The organism is Acinetobacter sp. YH12097 (assembly GCF_013419225.1).
Classification (GTDB): domain Bacteria; phylum Pseudomonadota; class Gammaproteobacteria; order Pseudomonadales; family Moraxellaceae; genus Acinetobacter; species Acinetobacter amyesii.
The window spans coordinates 1-11,225 of record NZ_VPAN01000058.1; the positions used below are offsets into that span (position 1 = coordinate 1).

7 protein-coding genes and 1 pseudogene are annotated in these 11,225 nt (G+C 39.0%); 5 read left to right on the forward strand and 3 right to left on the reverse strand.

All coding sequences use genetic code 11. The features are described from left to right. Positions 1 to 128 precede the first annotated feature (128 nt). Positions 129 to 527: pseudogene (locus tag FTU37_RS15420) on the forward strand (helix-turn-helix transcriptional regulator); the annotation flags it as partial. Between the two features lie 27 nt (positions 528 to 554). Here the strand turns inward: FTU37_RS15420 and FTU37_RS15425 are convergent. Beyond that, on the reverse strand, positions 555 to 1,151 hold the full coding sequence (locus FTU37_RS15425; RefSeq protein ID WP_180022882.1) for a LysE family transporter: 597 nt from the start codon (positions 1,149 to 1,151) through the stop codon (positions 555 to 557). A 426-nt stretch (positions 1,152 to 1,577) separates the two neighbouring features. Between FTU37_RS15425 and FTU37_RS15430 the strand changes: the two genes are divergently transcribed. The 3 genes from FTU37_RS15430 (at position 1,578) to FTU37_RS15440 (ending at position 7,470) form a co-directional block, all read left to right on the forward strand. After that, a complete protein-coding gene (locus FTU37_RS15430; RefSeq protein WP_032073150.1) occupies positions 1,578 to 2,741 on the forward strand; it encodes an efflux RND transporter periplasmic adaptor subunit in 1,164 nt (387 codons plus the stop codon). After that, positions 2,738 to 5,842, forward strand: coding sequence for a multidrug efflux RND transporter permease subunit (locus FTU37_RS15435; protein ID WP_270915313.1), 3,105 nt, complete (start codon positions 2,738 to 2,740; stop codon positions 5,840 to 5,842). Before FTU37_RS15430 ends, FTU37_RS15435 begins: the two co-directional genes overlap by 4 nt. Positions 5,843 to 5,955: 113 nt before the next feature. Continuing rightward, entirely contained in the window at positions 5,956 to 7,470 is a 1,515-nt protein-coding gene (locus FTU37_RS15440; RefSeq protein ID WP_032073148.1) for an MFS transporter, read from the forward strand. Positions 7,471 to 7,573: 103 nt separating this feature from the next. On the opposite strand, the gene adeS is transcribed toward FTU37_RS15440, so the two are convergent. Both adeS and adeR read right to left on the reverse strand, forming a co-directional pair. Then, entirely contained in the window at positions 7,574 to 8,680 is a 1,107-nt protein-coding gene (gene adeS, locus FTU37_RS15445; RefSeq protein ID WP_032073131.1) for a two-component sensor histidine kinase AdeS, read from the reverse strand. Then, a complete protein-coding gene (gene adeR / locus FTU37_RS15450; RefSeq protein WP_032073130.1) occupies positions 8,670 to 9,398 on the reverse strand; it encodes an efflux system response regulator transcription factor AdeR in 729 nt (242 codons plus the stop codon). Before adeR ends, adeS begins: the two co-directional genes overlap by 11 nt. Positions 9,399 to 9,695: 297 nt before the next feature. Between adeR and FTU37_RS15455 the strand changes: the two genes are divergently transcribed. Continuing rightward, positions 9,696 to 11,021, forward strand: a complete 1,326-nt coding sequence (locus FTU37_RS15455; protein WP_180124615.1) for an ISNCY family transposase — start codon at positions 9,696 to 9,698, stop codon at positions 11,019 to 11,021. Positions 11,022 to 11,225 lie beyond the last annotated feature (204 nt).

The following is an 11,225-nucleotide window of genomic DNA, read 5'->3' on the forward strand; positions in this document are numbered from 1 at the left end:
AATACCAACGAACAGCCCAAAGAATGATTTCACCTTGAAAGTGCCGACCGTGGAAGGGATTCATCTGCTGTATCTCGAAATAAATAAGATATTTAGCTTATCATGTCAGCCTATTTGCAACAGTGCCGGAAGATGCTCTATTTGATTTGGCAACTACACTGTGTGAAATTTCAGATACTTCATCTAACCAAAACAAAAAATTTGACTACAAGGCAGCAGAGAGAGCGCGTGAGTGTATTTTGGCGTATCCACATGAAAACTTAAGTTTGTCAGATTTAGAGAAACATGCTGATCGTGACCGCTGGAGCCTTTCTCGTGATTTCCGATTATTATTTGGAACTAGCCCACACCGTTATATGATCATGCGTCGCTTAGAAACAGTTAAGTTCTACCTTGCTCAAGGGGAGTCTATTGTTAATGCTGCTTTAAATGCAGGCTTTTTTGATCAGAGTCATATGACCAGACATTTTATAAAAACATTTGGTTTAACTCCCACTCAATGGAAAATGATAAATATTAAAAGATAGCCGTTCGATTTGAACGGCTAATTTGTCCTACAGCAGATTTATTCCATTAAGAAAATCTTTGAACATAAAAAGCCCTGATAAAATCAAGAGTATACCCATCAGCTTATTTAGCCGATTAAACCAGATAGGATTAGCAATTTTGTTGCCTAATAATTTTCCAACCAGAGCATAGGTGAATGGTGCGCCAACAGCACCAAGTGAAATCAGTAAAGAAACTATCAAGATCATGATTCCTGTGATTTTGGCTGCAGGGTACATAATTGTCGTAACAGGTAGAATGACGAGAATGGCTTTTGGATTTAATAACTGAATAAATAAGCCATTTAAGAATGTTAGATGGCTTTCTTGCTGTTGAGTTGTTTCTACATTCGCCCTAATCATTTTTATAGCCAAGTAGAATGTATAAATTGCACCCGCTAAAGCAATATAATGAATCAATCCATGTGGAATAACAGCTTCACCTATATAGCCAAACAATACGAATAAGATCAACATGGCGAAACCAATGCCTAGGTAAAATCCTATAGTCTTTTTTAATTGACCTGTAAGGCCAGAATTTAGCCCCATAAAATTTACAGGGCCTGGGCTATACATAACGCTTAATGTATAAAGAAATATTTCCACAGAGTTCACTCAATTAGATAGCAATAAACATCAAAGAGAGAACGGTATCGAGTTATAGGCCTTAAAGATTGTACGTTTGTGCTGAACTAATTAAAAATTTCTATTTAACTTATGTTCACCTAAAGTTCACTTCATAAGTGTATAAAGAAACTATGTATTGTATTTTCAATTGCTTATATAAATATTAGTCTTGGTTTAGAATTTTAAAGTTCATGAACTATGAGAAAAAACTAAGATACGATCAAAATTGTAGAACAACAAAATTATTTATACTAATTTACAAGCCACGCTGTTTAAGCGTGTCATTAAAAAATAAATCTTTTAATCTCTCCACACAATCTCCACACAATCTCCACACAACATCAGCAATTCATAAACACTGCTATTTCAAAATAGTAGTATCTAAAACCCCCCCTCTGAAAAAGCATGTCAACACATTATCATTTAATAGGTTCAATACTTATTACAACTGTACTTTTAATCGGCTGTACACAAGCCAAAGATGCTGAACAGTCCCCAACAGAAATGCCACCAGCGGTTGTCAGTACCATCACGGTATTACCGCATTCCATGAATTTAATTGAAAATCTTCCAGGCCGTGTTGTCGCTTACCGTATTGCTGAAATTCGCCCGCAAGTAGGTGGAATTGTTGATAAAGTACTTTTTAAGCAAGGCTCTTATGTGCAAGCAGGTCAACCGCTTTTTAAATTGAATTCTGAAATATTTCAGGCAGATGTAAAAAGCAATCAAGCCACTTTAAACCGTGCACAAGCTGAGGTGACACGTTTGCAGGTGCTGTTAAAACGCTACACTGAATTAGTAAAAGTAAATGCGGTTAGTCAGCAGGAATACAACAATACCGAAGCAGATTATCAAAAAGCAAAAGCCGATGTGGCGCAAATGCAAGCCATGTTAAGCAGACAACAACTTAATCTTAAATATGCGACTGTTACAGCCCCTATCTCGGGAACGATTGGTGAAATCTTAGTGACTGAGGGTGCATTAGTTGGTCAAGGTGATACTAATGCAATGGCCGTAATACAACAGATTAATAAAGTCTATGTTGATGTAAAGCAATCAATTAGTGATTATGAAAAACTACAGGAAGCTTTACAGCAAGGTGACGTGTCAAATACCAAACATACGGTTGAAATCCTAAATAGTCAGGGTAAACCTTATAACGTTACAGGTGAAATCCTATTTTCGGATACTAAAGTTGATCCTGATACGGGTGATGTCACAATCCGTATTTTAGCCAATAATGAAAATCAAAAACTTTTGCCAGGCATGTATGTTCGAGTCAATATGAGCCGAGCTCAAGTTGAAAATGCGCTCCTAGTTCCAGAACAAGCGATTCAACATGATATTAGTGGTAAAGCCAATGTTACGATTGTTAATCAAAAAGGTTTAGCGCAAAGCAAGCCTGTTCAGCTTGGTCAACGTTATCAAAATAACTATGTGATCAAACAAGGGTTACAAGCAGGTGAGAAAGTCATTGTTGAAGGGGCTGATCGTATACAGCCTGAGCAAAAATTAAAAATTAAGCAGTGGCAACCTACAAATATTAAGGAAAATGGAGGACAGCAATAATGTCCCAATTTTTCATTAGGCGTCCTATTTTTGCATGGGTGATTGCTTTATTTATTATTCTGTTGGGTGTACTAAGCATCCCCAAGTTACCTATTGCACGATTCCCAAGTGTTGCGCCACCACAGATTAGTATTACGGCAATCTATCCAGGTGCTACGCCAAAAACATTGAATGATAGTGTTGTGACCTTGATTGAGCGGGAAATGTCAGGTGTCAAAAACTTACTTTATTACAGTTCAAGTTCAGATAGTTCTGGAACAGCAACAATCACCGCAACATTTAAACCAGGTACAGATGTAGAACTTGCACAAATTGATGTGCAAAACAAAATTAAAGCCATTGAGTCACGCTTACCTCAAACAGTGCGACAACAAGGGCTGATGGTCGATGCTGCGTCGTCTGGTTTTTTAATGATGGTGGGCTTAAGTTCACCGAATGGCAAATATAGTGAAATTGATGTCAGTGACTATATGACTCGCTATGTGATTGAAGAATTAAAGCGGGTTGACGGTGTTGGTAAAGTCCAAAATTTTGGTGCTGAAAAAGCCATGCGGATTTGGGTCGATCCAGATCGTTTGGTTTCTTATGGATTGAGTATTCAAGATGTGAATACAGCCATCCAAAACCAAAACTTGCCGATATCACCAGGTCGTATTGGTGATGTTCCTGCTTTGACGGGGCAACAAATTACTATTCCTTTAACTGCTCAAGGTCAATTAGAAACTGTAGAGCAATTCAAGAAAATTAGTTTACGTGCTCAACAAAATGGCGCCAATGTTCGACTGTCGGATGTCGCTCGTGTCGAAATCGGGGCACAGATGTATAACTTTGCGATTTTAGAAAATGGCAAAGCCTCTACAGCTGTGGCGATACAAATGAGTCCTGGTGCCAACGCTGTCAAGACTGCAGAAGGTGTTAAAGCGAAAATTGAACAGTTAGGTTCAGCACTGCCTGATGGTATGAAATTCTCTATACCTTACGACACTGCACCTTTTGTAAAAATCTCGATTGAAAAAGTAATCATGACATTGCTTGAAGCTATGGCATTAGTTTTTATTGTCATGTTTATCTTTTTACACAATGTTCGATACACCTTAATTCCGGCGATTGTTGCACCGATTGCATTGCTTGGCACATTCTCAGTCATGCTGCTTGCTGGTTTTTCGATTAATGTGCTGACCATGTTCGGTATGGTGCTTGCGATCGGGATTATTGTCGATGATGCGATTGTGGTCATTGAGAATGTTGAACGCATTATGGCGACAGAAGGCTTATCTCCAGTTGAAGCCACATCTAAAGCCATGAAGGAAATTACCAATCCGATTATTGGCATCACCTTAGTGTTAGCCGCTGTATTCTTGCCGATGGCATTGGCGTCAGGCTCAGTGGGGATTATCTATCGTCAGTTCACCATTACCATGTCGGTTTCAATTTTATTCTCAGCTTTCCTTGCACTGACATTAACCCCTGCGTTATGTGCAACGATGTTAAAACCGATTGATCAAGACCATCAGAAAAAGGGTGTTTTTGCATCGTTTGATCGCAGTTTTGAGAAGCTGAACAATCGCTATGAACGCAGTTTATTTAAAGTAATTAAACATAAAACCCTCGCAATGTTATGTTTCTTAGGCATTGTCATTGTGCTGATTTTTAGTTTTAAACACGTTCCGACTGCGTTTATGCCAGAAGAAGATCAGGGGTGGTTTATGACTTCGATTCAACTTCCTGCGGATGCAACTCAAGAACGTACCCGTAAAGTCGTTGCTGAGTTTCAAAATTATTTAGACCAAGAAACGGGGATTAAAGACAATATGGCGGTCTTAGGTTTTGGTTTTAGTGGATCTGGTCAGAATACAGCGATGTATTTTACCAATCTATTGCCATTCGAAGAGCGTACTATTACGGCACAAGAAGTCGTGAATAATGCCAATATAGCGATGGCTGAAAGTTCAGAAGGTCAAACCATGTCTGTGTTACCACCAGCAATTGATGAATTGGGTAACTCATCTGGTTTTTCACTGAGATTATTAGATCGTGGCAATATTGGCATGCCTGCTTTAAGAGAAGCACAAGATCAGCTTTTAGCATTAGCAGCACAAAGTAAAATCGTGGCGGAGGTCTATCCTGAAGGTTTGCCAGATGGCAGTTCTGTACAGCTTAAAATTGATAGAGATAAATTGCAGGCATTAGGTGTTAATTTCAGTGATGTGACCGATATTATTTCAACCTCAATGGGTTCGATGTATATCAATGATTTTCCAAATCATGACCGTATGCAGCAAGTCATTGTGCAACTTGATGCCAAATCACGCATGAGTATTGAAGATATTCTTCAGATTAAGGTGAACAGTCAAAGCGGTAAATTGGTTTCAATGTCTGAAATAATTACTCCAATTTGGCAACATTCCCCACAACAATACAATCGTTACAACGGTCGTCCATCATTGAGTATTTCTGGCAGTCCAGCAGCAGGTATATCTTCAGGACAAGCCATGACTGAGATGGAAAATTTGATTGAACAACTTCCGAAAGGTGTGGGTTATGAGTGGACTGGGATTTCTCTAGAAGAAAAACAGTCGGAATCACAAACCTTGTTTTTATTACTGTTGTCGATGTTAGTCGTTTTCCTTGTCTTGGCAGCGCTTTATGAAAGCTGGTCAATTCCATTCTCTGTGATGCTAGTTGTCCCTCTAGGGTTGATTGGCGCCTTTTTAGCAGTAATGTTACGTGGTATGCCAAATGATATTTTCTTTAAGGTCGGCATGATCACGATTATTGGTCTATCTGCAAAGAATGCTATTTTGATTGTTGAGTTTGCAAAAGCACTAAGAGAAGAAGGAATGGGTTTAGTGGAGGCAACCGTTGCAGCCGCTAAATTGCGCTTACGTCCAATCCTAATGACATCTTTGGCATTTACCTGTGGCGTTATTCCTTTAGTCATTGCCAGTGGCGCTAGTTCTGAAACTCAAAAAGCGATTGGTACAGGCGTCTTTGGCGGCATGATCAGCGCAACAATTCTAGCTGTTATTTTTGTACCGATTTTCTTTATTGTCGTCATGAGCATGGTTGAGAAATTCTCGAAACGTAAAGCGGCACATTAAGCATCAAAACTGAGAATAAAAGCTGTGGGTTAACGAGTTTAGCCCACAACAAATCTTTCATTTACATCTTTATTTCAGAATTGATTTAATAAACCATCAATATAGGTTTAATCATGAAAGCTACCAATCTTGATCCGAAACGCTGGTGGATATTGCTCGCTGTCGTGCTTGCATTTCTGCCGATTGTGATTGATATGACTGTACTGCATGTTGCGGTTCCCTCATTAACCCAATCGCTGAGTGCCACAAGTAACCAAGTCTTATGGATTATTGATATTTATCCATTACTTATGGCTGGACTTTTAGTTCCGATGGGAACTTTGGCTGATCGTGTCGGCAATCGTAAGATTCTGCTGATTGGCTTGGTTATATTTGGAATTGCCTCAGTCCTTGCGGCATTTTCCCAAACGGCTTCTATGCTGATTGCCGCACGTGCTTTATTAGCATTAGGCGGTGCCATGATTATGCCCTGTGTATTGGGTATTATTCGCAGAACCTTCGAAGACAGTCGCGAACGTGCCATTGCGCTGGGTATTTGGGGCACAATCGGATCAGCCGGTGCCGCCATTGGACCGCTCATTGGTGGGGGATTGTTAGAATATTTCTGGTGGGGTTCAGTTTTCCTGATTAACGTCCCAATCATGCTGGTTGTCGCACCAATGTGCTATTTCTTATTGTCCCGAAAAGAAGCTATAACCCCTGGACATTGGGCATTTGGTCAAGCGCTATTGCTGATTGTCGGTTTGATTTCGTTTGTATATGCACTAAAAGCAGGCTTAGGCGGTAAACAGTCGTTGTTGATTGTCTTGCCTTTGGTCGTTTTATCTATCGGCTTATTAACCATATTTGTACGCAAACAGCTGAATTCTCCTCAGCCGATGCTAGATCTTTCGCTATTTTCACGTCCTGCTATTTTAGCCGGCATTATTATGGCAATGGTTGCTGCAGGCGCTTTGGCAGGGGTTGAGTTAACTTTGGCAATGGAGCTGCAATATGTCATTCGTTTAACACCGCTGCAAGCCGGTCTTTTTATGGTTCCGATTATGGTTGCGGCCGCTATTGGCGGGCCTATTGCTGGTTTTTTATCCAATAAATTTGGACTCCGTCTGGTTGCGACCATGTCATTAATATTGGCAGCAATTGCGTTGGTCAGTTTGAGTTATTCAGATTTTCATCATCCGGGAATCATCGTTCCCTTTATTTTAGCTTCGATTGGATTAACACTGAGTATTGGTTTAACAGCTTCATCCATTGCGATCATGGGCTCAGTACCTGCAGAAAAGGGCGGTGCGGCAGGTTCACTTGAAAGTACAGGTTATGAACTGGGTACAGGACTAGGTATTACTTTATTTGGTGTTTTCATGGCCTATATATTTGGCAGTCATCTTCAAGTGCCGTCAGATTTAACTGCTGTTTTAGCAGAAAAAGCCAGACTTTCGATTGGTGATACCTATTTAGTGGCGAGCCAGTTACCCGTTGAACAAGGTACAGCATTGATTAACGCAGGTAAAATTGCCTTCAGTTCAGCTCATGTTAATTTATTATTAACAGCAGGGATTATCATCGGGATACTCTCCATTGTGGTATTTTTTATGCTAGCTAAATATCGAGATGAGAATTCATTGTGATGAAATTTATTTGAGGATCATCAAACAGAATGGTTAAGTTCAGACATCAATTTATCTTAAATTTATGGTTTAAATTAAGCCGTATTAATCTGAACTTAACACATTATAAATGAGTTGATGTCTTACGATTTAGTTGAATAGTAAAACAGCTGCCACCTAAGTTTTTGGATTTAGAATAATAAATATGACCTTGGTGTGCTTCAATAATTGCATCAATCACTGCCAAGCCTAATCCAGTACCGCCATCTAGACATGATCTAGAGTCTTCCAGTCGATAGAAGGGTTTGAACAGGTGTTTAAGATGCGATTCATCAATACCAGGACCTTCATCTTCAAACGTCAATACCCAATGTTCTGCTGTGGTTACAGATGTAATATTTATTTTTCCAGCATTCGAATATCTTAGAAAGTTAGAGAACAATGCAATAAAGACCTGTTCCATCCTTCTTATATCAACGCAAACCAATTTATCCGTCAAATTTAAAACAATAGTTAAACCTTTAACATGAAACCGTTCATTAAACATCTGCAGACATTTTTCAATACTATTTTTTAAATTGGTCTTTTCTAGTTCTAATCGTAATTGTTTATTTTCAATAAGTGTCAGTGTCCGTAAATCTTCCACAAGGTAAGATAAGCCTTCGACTTGGTTCAATAAGCTTAGGTGTAAAGCTTTATCGGCAATAAATATACCATCGACAATACCTTGCAAGCGACCTTGTAATATTGTCACAGGTGTTCGTAATTCATGTGCAATTGCAGCATTCCAAACAGTTGAATTCTTAACTGATACTTCAAGTTGGTTTGCCATTTCATTGAAGTTCTCAATAAGAGACTTGATTTCATGTGGAATATCATGATGTGGCTGTTTAATTCTGAGTGCTAAATTGCCTTGTTGAATTTGTTGAATAACATCTGCTAAATCACTAATTGGCTGTGTATAGCGTTTTCCATATTTAAAGGCGAGGATAGTAGAAAGAAAAAAGCCTGTTAATAGCACTAAAAACAGCCAGATAAAGTCAACGGAGGTAACTGAAAATTCATTTGAATTAATAACTTGTGTATTTAGAAAACCTATTTTTATCGCCCAGCTATAAACAAAATAGCCAATCATGAAAGATAACAGCGTAATGCCTAAATTGAATAGGCTCATCATGATAATAAACTGGAAGTTAATTCCAACAGAATTTTTAAAAAAGTTAAATTTCATGATTTTGATCTAAGCGATACCCCACGCCACGGACATTGATTAATAAGCCATTTACATCATTTTCTTCAAGTTTTTTGCGTAATTTGCTGATATGGCTATCTACAGTGCGATCTAAAGCATCACTTTCAGGCATACAGTTTTGGATCAATTCATTACGTGTAAAGACTTTATTCGGTGTTTTTGCCATCAAAAACAGTATCTTATACTCAGTTAACGTAAGGTTGAGCAACTGATTTCTTTGACCATTTGAAATGTAAACTTGATGATGATCTGGATTAATTTCAATATTTCTATAACGAATAATATTAGTTATTTCCATATTTTGGCTTGTACTTCGTCTAAGTACGGCTTGTATTCGTGCAATCACTTCGTTTGGGTTAAATGGCTTAATAATAAAGTCATCAGCACCCATTTTTAGCCCCATGATCTTATTCACTTGATCATCTAAGGCAGTCAGCATAATGACAGGTAAATGACTTGTTTGACGGATGATTTGTAGAATTTCCCAGCCATTTAGTTTGGGTAATTTAATATCAAGGAGAATCAGGTCGATAGAGTTGGCTTTTAGGCACTCTAAAGCTTGTTGTCCATCCAATGCACGGATGACCTGCATGTTTTCATTTTTTATGTATTTTTCAAGAATGTCACCAATATCATAATCATCTTCTACAACGAGAATGACGCTGTTTTCGAAGCTGTGCTGTAGATTTGGATACATATATTTTATCTTAGATGAAGTAGCTATGCATTTTAACATTTAATTGTGTAATGGAGATGATTAGACGAGCAGTCATTTATATTTGTAATTGAGGGGTGACATATAATAAAATTCGTTGCATATCAGTATTAATGAACAAAATGTCAATTATCATTCATTTAACATAATGGCTGTTATACGAAACGAGAGTTGTAAGCCCCAAGTAGAAATGTCCGGTTTCTCCAAAGTAAAAATGTCCGCTTTTAGAATATGCACTTTTGCAATTTTCTTAGCGGACGGTTTGATATGTTGGTGTCTATGTCGGATAAAGAACTTAAACGATTGTCGGTCTTGCAAGAAATCTGTGATCAACGCATAACCCAGTCCCAAGCTGCTCAGCTACTTCATATTTCAGAACGTCAGATCAGACGTTTATTGCAAAAATACAAAGCTCAAGGCCCAGCTGCATTAGCACATGCTGCACGTGGCCAAATCAGCAATTCCAGGCTTCCTGAAGAGCTCAGACTCAAGTGCCTCAATATTGTTTCGGATCAACTGCATGGTTTCGGACCCACTTTAGCGCATGAAAAGCTCACCACCGTTCATGGCTTTGATATTTCAGTGGAAACACTGCGTTCCTGGATGATTGCAGCCGATTTATGGATTCCTCGCGCCAAGCGTCTGAAACGCCCGTATCAGCCTCGTTATAACCGGGACTGTTATGGTGAACTGATCCAAATCGATGGCTCACACCATGACTGGTTTGAAGGTCGAGCCCCTAAATGCTGTCTGCTGGTATTTATCGATGATGCCACAGGAAAATTGCAGCATTTACGCTTCTGTGAATCAGAATCAGCCTTTGACTATATGATTTCAACACGTTTGTATATTGAGCAGCATGGTAAGCCGTTGGCATTTTACAGCGATAAACATTCAGTCTTCAGGGTGAATCAAAGCAGTAAGAAAGACACCAAGATTACCCAGTTTGGGCGCGTACTCAGCACCCTGAATATCGATATTATCTTCGCTAATTCACCACAGGCCAAAGGCCGTGTAGAACGGGCCAATAGAACGCTTCAGGACCGTCTGATCAAAGAAATGCGCCTGGAAGGCATCTGTTCGATTGAGCAAGCGAATGCCTGGCTACCCTGCTTTATCGAGCAATTTAATCGTAAATTTGCCAATATGGCCTTTAATCCCAAGGATCTACACCGGACTGTCACTGAAACAGCCGAAGAATTAGATGATGTTTTTACCTGGCGTGAACCCCGCAGAGTCACGAACAGCCTGACGATTACTTATGATAAATGCGTATATTTACTGGAAAATACCGAAGAAAATAAAAGGTTGATCGGCAAGTATCTTGAGTTTCTGGAATACCCGGATGGCACGGTAGCCATTGAACATCAAGGAAGAAAAATCAATTACAGCATCTTCGATAAATTAAGTCAGCTCAACCAGCGAGAGGTTGTTGAGAATAAACGTTTAGGTGCTGTTCTCAATCATATTCAACAACAGCACGAAGAATTAGAACAGCAAAACAAACGCAATCGTTCTCAAAAGATGCCGAGCAGACGTGCACAGAAAACAGTAATCAAAGAACGAAATCTGAATCCTGTGCTTGACTTGGAAGTGTCTGTATAGGACATTTCTATTTGGTTATTAGGTAGGACATTTCTACTTAGGAATAACAGAGAGTGTTAGAACCCATTTAAAGTGTCGGTGGTGTTTCAAAAAGTATGCTGAAAAAAAGCAGGTTGGATTTTGATAAAATAGAGAAATGCGAATAACTCTAGAAATCAAGTGTCCAGCCTGCCTAAGTGACAGTATAAAGAAAAATGGCACAAA

Bases quoted from the DNA above. Each gene is read 5' to 3' on its own strand.
- FTU37_RS15430 (WP_032073150.1), top strand. From the start codon at position 1,578: ATGTCAACACATTATCATTTAATAGGTTCAATACTTATTACAACTGTA.
- FTU37_RS15440 (WP_032073148.1), top strand. From the start codon at position 5,956: ATGAAAGCTACCAATCTTGATCCGAAACGCTGGTGGATATTGCTCGCT.
- adeS (WP_032073131.1), bottom strand. From the start codon at position 8,680: ATGAAATTTAACTTTTTTAAAAATTCTGTTGGAATTAACTTCCAGTTT.
- adeR (WP_032073130.1), bottom strand. From the start codon at position 9,398: ATGTATCCAAATCTACAGCACAGCTTCGAAAACAGCGTCATTCTCGTT.
- FTU37_RS15455 (WP_180124615.1), top strand. From the start codon at position 9,696: ATGTCGGATAAAGAACTTAAACGATTGTCGGTCTTGCAAGAAATCTGT.